Source organism: Paracoccus sp. NFXS7, assembly GCF_040148865.1.
In the GTDB taxonomy this organism is placed as follows: Bacteria; Pseudomonadota; Alphaproteobacteria; order Rhodobacterales; family Rhodobacteraceae; genus Paracoccus; species Paracoccus marcusii.
This window is the reverse complement of record NZ_JAKEKV010000007.1, coordinates 25,216-39,106: the sequence shown is the minus strand read 5'-3', so window position 1 is coordinate 39,106 and position 13,891 is coordinate 25,216. Positions and strand designations below refer to the sequence as shown.

Below are 13,891 nucleotides of genomic sequence, written 5' to 3'. Positions count from 1 at the left end.
GCGCCCGCATGCCCCGCAAGACCGCCCCGCAGCCTCAACCCGTCCCGGCCGGCCCGGACATCGCGCTGCACATGCTGATGAACGACAGCGCGCCGGTCCTGCTGGACTGGGTGTTGCATCACCGTCACGCGGGCTTTCGCAGCATCACCGTTCACGGCGACGGCGCCAACGCGCAGGCCACGGCGCTGGCCCAGGCCCTGGCCGCGGCAGGCCTGATCGACTTCGTGCCCACGACCCGTCCCGGCATCGCCCATGACAAGGCCCGCCAGATCCGCGCGCTGGACTTGGCGCTGGAGACGGCGCTGCGCGATCGCCACGATCACCTGCTGTGGCTGGAACCGGACGATTTCGTCATGATCGACACCGGGGCCGGCACCCTTGCCGACCTGGCCCAGGGGCTGGGACGGTTCCCCGACCTCCTGTCGCTGACCGTCCAGGTCGCGGGCGGGTCGGGGCAGAACCGCTATGCCGATCTGCCGCTGGTCGAGCGCTTTCGCCGCGGCACCGGCGGGGCGGCAGGGCGGATGACGGTGGCCACGCCCCTGCGCACGATCTTTCGCCCGCAGCTGGCCCGCGGGCTGAAGCCCGCGCGCCCCACGCTGAAGCCCAAGTTCGCCCGCGGCAAGGAGCCCGTGACCTGGTTAAACGGCGCGGCCGAGGACGTCGCAGACCGCTATCTGCAAAAGGGCTGGATGACGATGCCCGACCAGCCGGGGCTGGGCCTGGCGCATGTCATCGCCTTCATGGCCCAGGACCGCGAGACGTTCCTGCTGCGCCGCACCGGGGCGGGCAGGACGCTGCCCTTCGTCACGCCCGACCACCTGCGCATGACCATCCAGCAGTATCAGCGCCTGAACTTCACGATGGCCGATACCGGTCCTGACCAGGCGTTCGTTCAGGCCCACCGCGCGCGGCGCGCCGAGTTCCTGGCCAGCCATCCCAAGGTCGCGGCGCGCCATGCGGCGGTGGTAACCGAATTCGCGGGGCGGCTGGACCGCCTGCTGGCGCATCAGGACCCCCAGGCGGCCAAGATCATCACTGCCTTCGTCGAGGGGCGCCCGATCCAGGGCCTGGCCTTCGACTGGTCCGTGCCCTTTGGCGTGGCCGCGACGCCCCCCGCCCTGTCCGAGATGGATTCGGCCTGGGCTGAACGCCTGTCCCGCCCCACCGAGGAGGATGCCCCGCCGGAGGAGGACTGGGACGACACCGATGACGACACCCAAGGCCACGACGCCGCGCCCCAACAGCCCGGCACCGCCACCCCCGACGGCGCGCCCCAGATCGCGGCGCCCGCGTGGCTCAGCGACTTGCGGCTGTCGGGACAGGCGCACGGATTCTATCATTCGATGCCCAATTATGCCTGCACCTATGTGGCACGGTCGCGCGAACATCTGCTGGTGTCCTTCGACAATCTGGCGTCGGTGCGCGAACACCCGGTGACCCGCGAACCCTGGGGTTACAAGTTCATCCGCAAGGAGGGCTGGTCGCATATGGGCATCCTGTCCTATGTGCCCGGATGGTTCCGCGACGCCGCGCTGCACCGCTATCTGATGTCGCTGCGCGACAGCGGCTTTTTCGAACAGTTCGACCAGGTGACGCTGTTCGGGACGTCGATGGGGGGCTATGGGGCGGCGGCCTTCGCCTCGTTGGCGCCGGGATGCCGGGTGGCCGCGTTTTCGCCCCAGTCGACGCTGTCGCCGCGTCTGGCGGGATGGGACCAGCGCTATCCGACCGGCAAGCGGGCTGACTGGACCGGACCGTTCGCCGATGCCGCCGCCGAATCGCGCAGGGCGTCCCAGGTCTGGCTGTTCTATGACCCTGCGATCGACCATGACCGCCGCCACGTGCAGCGCTTTGACGGTCCGAACGTGACGCGGGTTCCGCTGCGCCATGCCGATCACAAGACGGCGCTGATGCTGCGCAACGGCCGCGTGCTCAGCGACGTGATGCGCGACATCGCGACCGGCCGGGCGACCCTGCCGCGGATGATGCAGCACTACCGTGCCTGCCGGCACTTGCCCGACTATCTGACAGGCGTCCGCGCGCGGGTCGAACGCGGCGGCGATCCCGCCCGCGCCGCGCGCCTTGACCGCGCGATCGCGCGCCTGGCACCCTGATCAGAGACCTGCGCCGTGATCCCGTGAAGGCGGTAATGAACCGGCCGCCGGACCCTGATCGGATCCTTCTGTCGCGAATGCCGGTCCGCGGGCGAAAGATGGGCGGATGCGGCAAGCAGTGGATCTCAAAGCACGCGCCGTGCTGTCTGGCGGTTGCATGGCACGCGTCCGGCAGAAGGGAGGCAGCCGCGACGATGATTTGCCGTGTAGCATCATGCTGATCTGCTTATCTTGGCCGGCACATCAATGACATGGCCCTGGTTCGGCGTGACATCCCTTGGAGAGGGAAAGCCCAGGGCCATGATCGTCACCGTCACGCGCCACGGGGTCGGTCTTCACCGCAGCCCGGGATCGAAAGCACCTGCCCCTGTCGGATCGGCACAGCCATGGCCGCGGCAGGCCTTCCAGGAAGGGGTTCGACCACGCGGTTCGCAACTGACCCTATGTTTCACCTCGGCGGCAGAGCGGTCGATCTGCTGACCAACGTCGCAGCTGAGGCTTGCCTTGTGCCCCGCCTGCCGGCTGTGGGTGACAGCCTCGGACCTGCGCCGGACCGGTCAGCCCCAGGCTTTACCGGAACGCGGTCCAGCTCTGGTGCCACCGCAGGATCGTGGTGACGCCGCAGGCCGCGGCAAAGATCCAGGCCAGCAGCGGAAAGGATGCGGGGACCAGGCACATCGTCAGGAACAGGACGATCGTCTCGAACCCCTCGGTCAGGCCGCCAAGGTAGTAGATGCCCTTGGTCGGAAAGGCCGCCGCCCGGTCGCCGCGCCGGGCGGCGATGGCGGCAAAGGCCAGAAAGGACGATCCGGTCCCCACGAAGGCCGCGATCAGCACCGCCGCGGGCAGCGCGTTGGCCGCGGGATCGTGCAGCGCGAACCCCACGGGCACCAGCGCATAGAAGACGAAGTCCAGCGCGATATCCAGAAAGGCGCCGCGGTCGGTCGGGCCCTGGATGCGTGCGACCGCGCCGTCCAGCCCGTCCATGATCCGGTTCGCCGCGATCAGCACCAGCGCCGCGATCCACCACCCCAGGGCCAGCGCGGCCACCGCCAGCAGACCCACGGCAAAGCCCGCGATGCTGATCGTGTCCGCCTTGACGCCGCGGGCAGCCAGCATCTGCGCCGGGTGCCGCAGGGCCGCGCGCTGCAGCGGTTGCAGTCGGGCGTCGATCATCCGCGCCTCCATCGATGATAGCGTTCGACCAGCGCCAGCAGGCGCGGGTTCACATGGGCGCGCCGCCAGGTGCCGGCGACCGCCTTGTTGGCCTCGGCCCAGGTCGGATAGATGTGGATCGTGCCCAGAATTTTGTTCAGGCCCAGGCCGTGCTTCATGGCCAGGACGAACTCCGCGATCAGGTCACCGGCGTGATTGCCCGCGATGGTCACGCCCAGGATGCGGTCGCGCCCCGGCGGGGTCAGCACCTTGACGAAGCCGCGCGCCGCCCCGTCGGTGATGGCGCGGTCCAGGTCGGCCAGGTCATAGCGGGTGACCTCGACCGCGATGCCCCGGTCGCGGGCCTCGGTCTCGGACAGGCCGACGCGGGCGATCTGCGGATCGGTGAAGGTGGCCCAGGGGATCACGCGGTCATCGACCTTGAACCGCCTGAGGGTGCCGAACAGCGCGTTGACGCTGGCGAACCATGCCTGGTGGGATGCGGCATGGGTGAACTGTAACGGTCCGGCCACGTCGCCCGCCGCCAGGATGTGGGGAAAGCGGGTCTGCAGGAAGGCGTTCGTGACGATGGTGCGGTCGGTCTCGATCCCCAGGCGGTCCAGTCCGAACCCCTCCAGCCGGGGGCTGCGGCCCACGGCCACGATGATCTGGTCAAAGCCGATGCGGCGGGCCGCGCCGTCCCGTTCGACCTCGATCCACCTGCCCCCGTCGATGCCGCAGCGGATCGCGCGGTGCCCGGTCAGCACCGTCACCCCGTCGGCGCGCAGGGCGTCCGCGACCAGGGCCGACACCTCGGGGTCCTCGCGCATCAACAGGCGGGGGGCCATCTCGATCTGGGTGACGTCGGACCCCAGCCGCGCAAAGGCCTGCGACAGCTCGCAGCCGATCGGCCCGCCGCCCAGGACAACCAGCCGCCGCGGCGCGTGGTCATGATCCGCCAGCCGCGACCACAGCGTCTCCGAGGTCAGCGGGTCGACCAGGTCCAGCCCCGGCAGCGGCGGCATGACGGGCCGCGCACCGGTCGCGATGATGATCGCCCGCGTGGTCAGCCGCCGCTCGGCGCCCTGCGGGTCGGTGACCGCGACTGTCCAGGGGTCGATCAGGCGGGCGTGGCCCTGCAGCACATCGACCCCCAGCCCGGCATAGCGTTCGACGCTGTCATGGGGCGCGATGTCGGCGATGACCCGGCGGATGCGGTCCATGACCGCGCGAAACGGGACCGCGGGCGGCGTATCGGCCAGCCCGAAGCGCGCGGCATGGCGCATCTGATGCGCCAGGGTCGCGCTGCGGATCAGCGCCTTGGACGGAACGCAGCCATGGTTCAGGCAGTCGCCGCCCATCGCGCCGGCCTCGATCAGGGTCACCTTGGCCTTGGTCGCCGCGGCGATGTAGGCCGAGACCAACCCGGCCGAACCCGCGCCGATCACCACCAGATTGCGGTCGAACCGCCGGGGTCGGGTCCATCCGGCATAGACGCGACGGCGGCGAAGGATGCCCACGATGGCGCGGGCGATCCACGGAAACACGGCCAGCGCCGCGAAGGACGCCAACAGGGGCGGCGACACGATCTCGGACAGGCTGTCCAGTGCGGCCAGCTGCGTGCCCGCGTTCACATAGACCGCGGTGCCCGCCAGCATGCCAAGCTGGCTGACCCAATAGAACGTCCGGGTCCGGATCGGCGTCAGGCCCATCAGCAGGTTCGTGGCAAAGAACGGCATCACCGGGATCAGCCGCAGCGAAAACAGATAGAACGCCCCGTCCCGCGCCAGCCCGGTCTCGATCCCCTTGGCCCGCGCGCCCAGCCGCGCCCGCACCCAGTCCCGCAGCAGGTACCGCGCCGCCAGAAAGGCCAGCGTCGCCCCGATGGCCGACGCGAACGAGACGATCGCCAGCCCCGCCCAGAACCCGAACAGCGCGCCCCCGGCCAGCGTCAGCCAGACCGCGATCGGCAAGGACAGCGCGGTGATCGCGACATAGGCGGCGGCGAACAGCGCCGCGACCAGCACCGGCCGCTGCTGCTGATACTCGGCCACGGCGGCCAGATGCCCGCGCAGCGACTGCAGCGTCACGTCCTGACCGCCCAGCAGCCACGACCCGGCCAGCACAATCGCCGCGACAAGGATTAGCAGAACGGGTCTGGTCACGGCATGTCCTTCATCACGGCCTCGGGGCACCTATCCGACAGGTCGTCAGGATGCCCGAAGTCTTACCGGACCGCCGCGACTCGCCCGGTCACGTCCCCGTGTACACGCGGCCCCGTCATCCCCGTCGGAGCCGTCGGAGCCGTCGGAGCCGTCGGAGCCGTCGGAGCCGTCGGAGCCGTCGGAGCCGTCGGAGCCGTCGGAGCCGTCGGAGCCGTCGGAGCCGGATGGGTCTTTTGGAATGTCATGTCCACACCTGAAGACAAGGCTGGTCAATAGCGGCTCAATCCGATGCATATTGGAACGGTAACGCCCGGCGGAAACCGGTCTCCAATGCCCCTTAGCATGACCGATCACGCCCCTGCCCGACCCCAACGCACGGCGATGGCCTGCGCCAGTCCGGCAAGATCGGGGGCCGTCACGTCAGGCTGTGGCACGCCTGGCAGCACCAGCGCCGCGTTCACGCCATGAGTCACCAGCGCGCCCTTGCCGCCCAGCGCCTGCATCCCGATCGTGTCCCAGACGTGGCAGGCCACCAGGCACAGATCGGACAGAGGTACCGCCAGTGCCTCGGCCACCAGTTGATAGGTCTGGGGCGCGGGCTTGAAACGGTTGGTCGGCTGAACGCTGAAGCTGGCCTCAAAATGCTGCGCAAGACCCGAGCGGTCCAGCGCGGTCCCTCCCGCAGAGGGCGGCGAGTTGGTCAGTGTCACCAAACGGAACCCCCTGTCCCGCAGATGGACCAGCGCCGCCTCGGCATCGGGATGGGCGGGCAGCGTGCCCATCGTCCGGCGCAGCGCATCCTCATGCCCCTCGGTGATCGCCACGCCCCTGATCTCCCCGATCATGCGCAGCACCGCAATGGCCAAGGTGCTGAAATCGCTGCGCAGTCCGGTGATCGTCAGGGTCTGGGAATAGAGGATCAGCTGCGCGAACCAGTCGCGCATGACGGCCCCGTCGCCGAAGATGTCGTCGAACAGCGGACACAGGTGGTCCAGGTCCAGCAATGTCTCGTTGACGTCAAAGACCAGGATGGGGCGCGGGGACATGGGGGCGATCCTGATCGGTTGACGATCATGCAGAACCATCGGTCGCGATTATCGTTCCTTGCGATTGCCCTCTGGCGAAGTTCTGGCCGATGCAGGTTGGACGCCCCTGCTGACCACCATCGCAGGCGGCAGCCGATGCAGCCTTTCCGGTGGTGAAAGGCGCGCTGTAACCCACGTTTTTTCATTGTCACCCGCGTGATCCACTGCGCCGGGACCTGACCGAGAACCGGTCAACCTATGGTGCGGTACTGGATGCCACGTGGAAGGCGGTGCGGAACGCCATCGGACCGTCCATGGCGGGGTCTATCACCATCATTGCACGTTCGTGCCACGCCGGGCCTGGGTCGCTTAAGCATCGGCCATGCATTCGTCTCAGCACCAGAAGGGTGCTGAGACCGTCCGCCATGGCGGTCCCGGTCATCGGCCTGTGGGTCCGCCTCGCCTTCGCCAATCTGCCGCCGCGTGAGGTCAAAGACGGGCGGAAAATCAGCTCGAACGTGGTCGATGTCCCGCCTGCATTGAACATCCGGGCGTTGAACTTGGGCGTTGCGTTGCGTACCGGGATCGGCGGCATGGTGCAGAGGATGCGGGTCTGACCGCTGCCCCCTGTAACCGTCCAGTGACACGCCAGTCGGGTCTCCATTCCGGATCAGGTGCGATCTCCCTCCCCCGACCACCCGTCCACGCCAAGGTTTGGCAATCCCGGCACGTTCATGCCACAAGGCCCCTGCCGTAACAGGATCGGAAGGGATGCCATGTCGTCGTTCATGCAGCAGATCGCGGGACTGGACGCCGTGGCCCTGGCCCGTCGGCTGATCGGTGCGCGGCTGACCGTCCGCGGCGCCGGCGGGACCATCATCGAGACCGAGGCCTATGCCCCAGACGATCCCGCCTCGCACAGCCATCGGGGGCCGACGCCGCGCAATGCCTCGATGTTCGGCCCGGCGGGCCACGCCTATGTCTATCGATCCTACGGCATCCACCTGTGCCTGAACGTCGTGGCGACCCCCGGCGCGGCCGTGCTGATCCGCGCGCTGGACCCCGACACCGGCCTGGACCTGATGCGCGCCCGCCGCCCCGCCCCCCCGCTGTGCAGCGGGCCGGGGCGGTTGACGCAGGCGCTGGACATCCGGCCCGACGATGACGGCGCCGCCTTCGACGGTCCCGATTTCGGCATCGTCCTGGCGGCGGCGGTGCCCGATCTGCTGGTCGGGCCGCGGATCGGGATCAGCCGGGCGCAGGACCTGCCATGGCGGTTCGGCCTTGCCGGGGCGGCGGGGCTCAGCCGTCCATTCCCGCGGGCGCGCCCGGATCGCTGACGGCGGGGCTGCGGAAAAGACACTGTGCATTCCCGCCGCCCTGCAATACAGATGCGGGCCGACAAACCGTCCAATGCCGGGGATCATCGATGGATTTGCACAGCAGCGACCACCCCAGGCAGGACCACGCGGCCTATCAGGCCGGACAGCATGATTTCCAGTCCGACATCCAGCGCCTGGCCGAGAACGAGCTGGTGGGGACGATCCTGGAGACGGTGATGCTGGCCACGCGGATGCGCTTTGCCGGGGTGGCGCGCGTCACCGCCGACCGGTGGGTCGCCTGCCGCACCGTCGACGACCTGAAATTCGGGATCGCCGCGGGCGACGAGATCGAGATCGGGTCGACCTTCTGCCAGACGGTCCGCAAGACCTCCGAGATGATCATCTTCAACGAGGCGTCGTCCGACCCGGTCTATCGCGACCATCCCATCGCCGCGGCCTTCGGAATTGTCAGCTATGCCTCGGTGCCGATCTTTCGCGGCGACGGCAGCTTCTTCGGCACGCTTTGCGCCATCGACACCGAAACCAAGGACGTGAACAACGCCCGCACCGTCGCGATGCTGAAGATGTTCGCCACCATCATCGGTGGCACGCTGGACACCGCCGAACGGCTGGACGCCCAGGAACGCATGATCGAACAGGAACGCAAGCTGGTCCGCATCCAGGAGGAGTTCACCGCCATCCTGGGCCATGACCTGCGCAACCCCGTCACCGCCCTGCGGTCGGGCATCCGCATGCTGGGCAAGGAGCCGCTGACCGAACGCGGCCGCGGCCTGATCGGGCTGATGCAGTCCTCCCTGCACCGGATGGGCGAGCTGGTCGAGAACATGATGCTGCACGCCAAGGCGCGGCTTGGCGACGGGATCACCGTCGCGGCCACGCCCGACGCCCCCCTGGGCGACGCCATCGCCCAGGTCGTGGCCGAGATCCGTCTGGCCGCGCCCCAGCACCGGGTCACGACCGAGCTGGATTTCGGCGGGCCGGTCTGCTGCGATCCGTCGCGCATCGCGCAGGCGGTGTCGAACCTGGTGTCGAACGCCATCAACCATGGCGACGCCGACACCCCGGTGACCGTCCGCGGCCGCCGCACCGACGGCGCCGTCGTGATCGAGGTCCAGAACGAGGGCGAGCCGATCCCAGAGGCCGCCCAACGCGCCATCTTCCAGCCGTTCCAGCGGGGCCGGACCGCCGAAAGTTCCGGGCTGGGCCTGGGCCTGCACATCGCGTCATCCATCGCGCAGGCGCATGGCGGCACGATCGCCGTCGCCTGCGGGGACGGCACGACGACCTTCAGCCTGACCTTTCCGGTCCTGCCCGCCTGACCGCGCGCGTCGTCCGAAACGGTTGCCCCCCGTTGCCCCGATCGGCCATCCTGCCCCCTGACGAAATCGCCAGTCGGGACGATCGATGACCAGACCCCCAGGACGCCACCGGCTGCCCCCCATCGCGGTGATCGCGATCGCGCAGCTGTTCGGGACATCGCTGTGGTTCAGCGCCAACAGCGCGGCAGAGGGGCTGATGCAGGCCTGGGGCGCGACCGCGGCCGATATCGGTCTGCTGACCAATGCCGTGCAGGCGGGCTTCATCGTCGGCACGCTGGTCATGGCGCTTGGCGGCCTGGCGGACCGGTTCGCCGCCAGCGCGATCTTCGTCGTCTCGGCCCTGGCGGGGGCGGCGTTCAACCTGGGCTTTGCATGGCTGGCGCAGGATGTCGCGACCGGCGCGGGGTTCCGGTTCCTGGTGGGGCTGTCGCTGGCCGGGATCTATCCCATCGGCATGAAGATGATCGTCAGCTGGGCGCCCGACCGCGCGGGACAGTCGCTGGCCCTGCTGGTGGCGATGCTGACGCTTGGCACCGCGCTGCCGCATCTGCTGCGTTCGACCGCGGGGGCGGTGCCGTGGCAATGGGTGGTCGCGACCTCGTCGGGTCTGGCGGTCATCGGCGCCGCCATGATCCGCGCCCTGGGTGACGGCCCGCATCTGGCGCGCCCAACCCATCGCGGCGGCGCCGGCGCCCTGCGGGCCTTTGCCATCCCCCGGTTCCGCGCCGCCGCCTTCGGCTATTTCGGCCACATGTGGGAGCTTTATGCCTTCTGGACCATCACCCCCCTGCTGGTGGCCGCCACCGGTCTGGCGGACGCCTATCCGAGGCTTGGCGTGTCGGGCCTGTCCTTCCTGATCATCGGTGCCGGGGCCGCGGGGTGCCTGGCGGGCGGCAGCCTGGCCCGCGTCCTGGGCAGCGCACCGATAGCCATTGCGGCGCTGATCCTGTCCGGGGCCAGCGCCCTGGGTATGGTTACGCTCTGGCCGGTGCTGCCGCCGGGCTGGCTTCTGGTCCTGCTGCTGGTCTGGGGCGCCACCGTCGTCGCGGATTCGCCGCAATTCTCGGCCCTCTCCGCGCGTGCCTGTCCGCAGGATGCGGTGGGGGCCTCGCTGGCCATCCAGAACGCCATCGGCTTTGCCATCACGGTCGCATCGATCGCGCTGACGACGGCGCTGTTCCAGCGCATCGGCCCCACGGCCGTCTGGCTGCTGATCCCCGGGCCCGTCGCGGGTGTCCTGGGCTTCCTGATCGCCGCGCGCCCGCGGCGGTGATCCCGATCAGGCCGGAAGGGCAAAGCGGTCGATGCGAAAGCCGTCATGCACCGTGCTGTCCGATGGTCCCAGGACATTCTGCAGAATGGCCACGGCCCGTGGTCCGTCAAGCGCCTCGTCGGTCGGGCCGGTCCAGTTGACGGCGATCACCGGGCCCGTCGCCCGGGCCCGCAGCCAGCCGCCAAGACCGGTGATCTCATCGGGGGTCAGGAAATACAGCACTTCGGACAGCAGAACCAGATCGGGGCGCAGGTCCGGCAGGTCCTGGGGCGCGCAGCCCTGCAGGACGGTGACATGCGGCAGGGGGTCCAGCACCTGCCGTGCCGACCGGATCGCGGCGGGGATGCAGTCCATCACCGTCAGGCGGTCGCACCGGTCGGCCAGCCGCCGCGCCAGCGTGCCGTTGCCGCACCCGATCTCCAGCGCGGCCCTGAACGGGCCGTGCCCAATGGCGTCAAGCGTGGCGGCGTACTTGCCGGCCTCATAGGGGCTGGTGCGGTGATCCCAGGGATCGTCGCTGGCGGCATAGAGGCGGGCCAGATGGTCCAGCGTTTCCCTATGGGGCAATGACGACCTCCGGATGGGTCAGGAAATGGGCCTGATGGGTGTCGGTCATGACGAACCCCGTCGGGTCGTCGTCGATCAGCCCGGTCATCTGCGACCTGTGACAGGCCAGCGCGCGCCGCTTGGCCGCCACCGCCGCATCCGAAGCCGCGATCAGCCGGACCTCCGCCGCGTGGTCGGTGAACCGCCCCCAGACCGGATAGAAGGCCAGCGCGAGATCCGCCCGCATGGCGGCAAGGCGCATGGCAAGACGCGCGACCTGCTGATGATCGACATGTGGGTCGTGTTCCCAGGTCGCAAGCACCAGCGCGTCGGGCGCGATCAGCGCCGACACCCGTTCCGCCGCCTGCGCGTCGTCGGGGGCGGCACAGTCGGGATAGCCAAGACATGTGACCCGCGCCGCGGGCGCCAGGATCGCGCAGGCGGCGCGCAGTTCCGCCGCACGCGTCGCGGCCAGCACCGGGGCGGGCCAGCGCCGCGATCCGGGATGCGAGCGCGTGCCGTCGGTCACGCAGATGACGTGACACGGGGCGCCCTGCGCGGCCGCATCGAACAGCAGCGCGCCGCAGCCCAGCGTCTCGTCATCGGGATGCGGGGCCAGGATGACCAGTGGGCGGCCCTGCATCAGCGAAGCGGGCGTCAGCGACGGGGCGGATGCCGCATGGTCCAGAAAGCCGCTCATCCGATCCACCGCCGGTGCAGGTCGGGGTCGGCCAGGATCCGGTCCACCGATGACAGGGCCAGGGCATCCGGGCCAGCCTGCCGCAGGTATAGGCCCAGATCCCGCCGGATGCGGTCGGCCGGATGCGCCGTGGCGAATGACGCGGCCCCCAGCGCCTGGTCCATGTTGGCCAGTAGGGCCACGGCCTCGTCTGTCGTGCGCAGGCGGGCCAAGATCGCGGCCTGGGCATCGGCTGCGGTCGCGCCCGGACGCTCGATCCGGCAGGCGGCCTGGGCCAGCCACAGGCGGACCGTCTCGCAGGCCGTGATCATGCGGTGCAGGCGCATCGCCTGAAGGGGGGCATCCTGCTGGCCGCGGGCGCGCAGCTGATCGGCGGTCAGGGCCGTCAGCCTGCGCATCGCCCCCAGCTGGACCGCGGCATAGCGCCAGACGCCGCCGTGGAAATGCGGCTCGGTCAGATAGGCGTCGGGCGCGCCCAGGGTCACGGCCTCCGCCACGGCCAGCCCGTCCAGGTCGCAGCGACCCGATGCGGTGGCCTTCATCCCCGACATGTCCCATTCGCCGGGAAACAGCCGCCCGTCCAGCTGGTCGCGCGCGAACATCAGCAGGTGCAGCCCGGCATCCGACCGCACAGTGACGATCATGTAGTCCAGCACGTCCGCACCGCTGGCGAACAGCTTCTGCCCGCGGATGACCGAACCCTCGATCCGCGCGGGGTCAGGACCGTCGGCGCCCCAGATCCCGTAGAGCGCCCCCTGCGCCACGGGCGCGGTCGGACCGTCATGCAGCATCAGCAGCTTGACGGCGTTCACATGCCCCTCGAACAGCCGCCCGGCGGACAGGTTCGCGCCGCCCACCCGCTGCAGCGCGTCAAGCAATACCAGCGGATCACGCGGGTGATGGGCCAAGGTCAGACATTCCGCCAACAGCCCGCTGTCGCGCAATGCCGCTGCCAAGGCAGGGCCCGACGGGCCGTCGGCACCGTCCGGCAGAGCATCGGCGATCATCCGTTCGGCACGGTCGATGGCGTCGGTCATCCGATCACCATCGCCGCGTGCCGGTCGGACCAGCGTGCAAAGTCCGGATCGACGGTCCCGTCGACCAGCGCCGCCAGATCCGCCAGCCGCGCCTCCAGGTCCGAGGCGCGCAGCGTCGGGCCGGCCGGAACGCTGCGGTCGGGATAGGCGCGGATGGACCCTGACATCGCCTCGGCCCACATCGCGCGCAGCGCGTCGGGCAGGATCATGGCCTGATCGGCCAGCGGATCGGCATCCTGCATCCGATGGCGCAGGCAGGCAGCCATGCCGCCATCGGCGCGCCCCTGCAGTCGCCCGGACACGCGCGCCGTCATGTTGCAGGAATAGCGGACAGCCAGCCCATGCGCCTCGGCCCGAAAGACCAGGGCGCGATCCTCTCCGAAATCCAGCGCCGGCAGGCCGCCGATGGCCCGGTACAGATCCGCGCGGATCGCCATCGACGCGCCGGATTCCATGTAATGCGGGGTCTGCGACTGCGCGGACTGGCGCCCCGCCACCTGGTCCAGCCGGTGGCGGACCCTGCGCAGCAGCGCGCTGTAGCCCTCCTCGGCCCGGGTGATGCGCGCGCCCGAAGGGGTGGCCAGAACATGCGGGACGTCGGCACTGATCGATCCGCAGACCAGATCGGCCCCGTCACCCATCGCGTCCAGCGCGGCCCGGATCCAGCCCTGCGCCGGGATCGCGTCGGCATCCGTCGTCATCAGCAGCCCACCGGTCCTGGCGGCCAGGTCCATCGCCACCCGCCGCGCGCGCCCGGCACTGTCGGTCGATACCGGAAAGGTGACGGAATGCACCGACACCGCCAGCGAAGGGCTGCGGAAGGACCGGGCGATCCGTTCGCTGGCATCTGTGCAGTTGTTGGCCAGCACCAGGGCCGTGACGGGCAGATCACAGGCTTGGGCGGCCCCGGCCAGCGCCTGCAGCAGCCGGTGCAACCGCTTGGCTTCGTCGCGCACGGGGATGGCGACGGTGACGTGGCGCAGTGCGGGACGGGTATCGTGCCAAGGGGTCATGAGCATCCGTATCATGCAGGAAGGTCCGGCCGGGGCGGTCGAGCGGCGACGGATGCATGACCGGATTGTCCTGCGCATCCCCCTGCAAAACGGACGCATGATAGGGCAGTTCCTGAACCTGCGCCTGATAAAGATCAGGCTTCATGGCATCGGTTCCCTGAAATCGGCATGATTTCAGCAGGCTATGGTCAGGTGCAG

At 69.6% G+C, this 13,891-nt stretch carries 13 protein-coding genes; 6 read left to right on the top strand and 7 right to left on the bottom strand.

From position 1 onward, the window contains the following. Nucleotides 1-8: 8 nt before the first annotated feature. Nucleotides 9-2,117 (top strand): alpha/beta hydrolase family protein, encoded by a 2,109-nt coding sequence (locus LZ686_RS12450; RefSeq protein ID WP_349548012.1) that lies wholly within the window; start codon nt 9-11, stop codon nt 2,115-2,117. Nucleotides 2,118-2,687: 570 nt separating this feature from the next. Here LZ686_RS12450 and LZ686_RS12445 read toward each other — a convergent pair. From LZ686_RS12445 to LZ686_RS12435, 3 genes are all read right to left on the bottom strand, one after another. Beyond that, entirely contained in the window at nt 2,688-3,293 is a 606-nt protein-coding gene (locus tag LZ686_RS12445; RefSeq protein WP_349548011.1) for a CDP-alcohol phosphatidyltransferase family protein, read from the bottom strand. Then, nucleotides 3,290-5,437, bottom strand: coding sequence for a dihydrolipoyl dehydrogenase family protein (locus LZ686_RS12440; RefSeq protein ID WP_349548010.1), 2,148 nt, complete (start codon nt 5,435-5,437; stop codon nt 3,290-3,292). The genes LZ686_RS12445 and LZ686_RS12440 overlap by 4 nt, the downstream gene beginning before the upstream one ends. Before the next feature lie 350 nt (nt 5,438-5,787). Next, nucleotides 5,788-6,483, bottom strand: a complete 696-nt coding sequence (locus LZ686_RS12435) for a haloacid dehalogenase type II (protein ID WP_349548009.1) — start codon at nt 6,481-6,483, stop codon at nt 5,788-5,790. Between the two features lie 404 nt (nt 6,484-6,887). On the opposite strand from LZ686_RS12435, the gene LZ686_RS12430 reads away from it, so the two are divergent. The 4 genes from LZ686_RS12430 (at nt 6,888) to LZ686_RS12415 (ending at nt 10,397) form a co-directional block, all read left to right on the top strand. Then, nucleotides 6,888-7,079 carry a hypothetical protein gene (locus LZ686_RS12430; protein ID WP_349548008.1) on the top strand — a complete coding sequence of 64 codons (192 nt, stop codon included), beginning with the start codon at nt 6,888-6,890 and terminating at the stop codon, nt 7,077-7,079. A 159-nt stretch (nt 7,080-7,238) separates the two neighbouring features. Continuing rightward, nucleotides 7,239-7,802 carry a DNA-3-methyladenine glycosylase gene (locus LZ686_RS12425; protein WP_239441310.1) on the top strand — a complete coding sequence of 188 codons (564 nt, stop codon included), beginning with the start codon at nt 7,239-7,241 and terminating at the stop codon, nt 7,800-7,802. An 89-nt stretch (nt 7,803-7,891) separates the two neighbouring features. Continuing rightward, nucleotides 7,892-9,124: a GAF domain-containing sensor histidine kinase gene (locus LZ686_RS12420; protein ID WP_127897388.1), complete on the top strand. Its 1,233-nt coding sequence runs from the start codon at nt 7,892-7,894 to the stop codon at nt 9,122-9,124. Between the two features lie 85 nt (nt 9,125-9,209). Continuing rightward, nucleotides 9,210-10,397 carry an MFS transporter gene (locus LZ686_RS12415; RefSeq protein ID WP_349548007.1) on the top strand — a complete coding sequence of 396 codons (1,188 nt, stop codon included), beginning with the start codon at nt 9,210-9,212 and terminating at the stop codon, nt 10,395-10,397. A 6-nt stretch (nt 10,398-10,403) separates the two neighbouring features. Here the strand turns inward: LZ686_RS12415 and LZ686_RS12410 are convergent, their stop codons facing one another. From LZ686_RS12410 to LZ686_RS12395, 4 genes are read right to left on the bottom strand one after another with little or no spacing between them, the layout of a single operon-like run. Beyond that, the gene (locus LZ686_RS12410) at nt 10,404-10,964 is read right to left on the bottom strand and encodes an SAM-dependent methyltransferase (RefSeq protein ID WP_349548006.1); all 561 of its coding nucleotides are present in this window, start codon (nt 10,962-10,964) and stop codon (nt 10,404-10,406) included. Beyond that, nucleotides 10,954-11,643 (bottom strand): PIG-L deacetylase family protein, encoded by a 690-nt coding sequence (locus tag LZ686_RS12405; protein WP_349548005.1) that lies wholly within the window; start codon nt 11,641-11,643, stop codon nt 10,954-10,956. Before LZ686_RS12405 ends, LZ686_RS12410 begins: the two co-directional genes overlap by 11 nt. Then, entirely contained in the window at nt 11,640-12,680 is a 1,041-nt protein-coding gene (locus LZ686_RS12400) for an acyl-CoA dehydrogenase family protein (RefSeq protein ID WP_349548004.1), read from the bottom strand. The genes LZ686_RS12405 and LZ686_RS12400 overlap by 4 nt, the downstream gene beginning before the upstream one ends. After that, nucleotides 12,677-13,693, bottom strand: coding sequence for a glycosyltransferase family 2 protein (locus LZ686_RS12395; RefSeq protein ID WP_349548003.1), 1,017 nt, complete (start codon nt 13,691-13,693; stop codon nt 12,677-12,679). The genes LZ686_RS12400 and LZ686_RS12395 overlap by 4 nt, the downstream gene beginning before the upstream one ends. On the opposite strand from LZ686_RS12395, the gene LZ686_RS12390 reads away from it, so the two are divergent. Further along, the gene (locus LZ686_RS12390) at nt 13,692-13,865 is read left to right on the top strand and encodes a hypothetical protein (RefSeq protein ID WP_349548002.1); all 174 of its coding nucleotides are present in this window, start codon (nt 13,692-13,694) and stop codon (nt 13,863-13,865) included. The genes LZ686_RS12395 and LZ686_RS12390 overlap by 2 nt on opposite strands. Nucleotides 13,866-13,891: the final 26 nt, after the last annotated feature.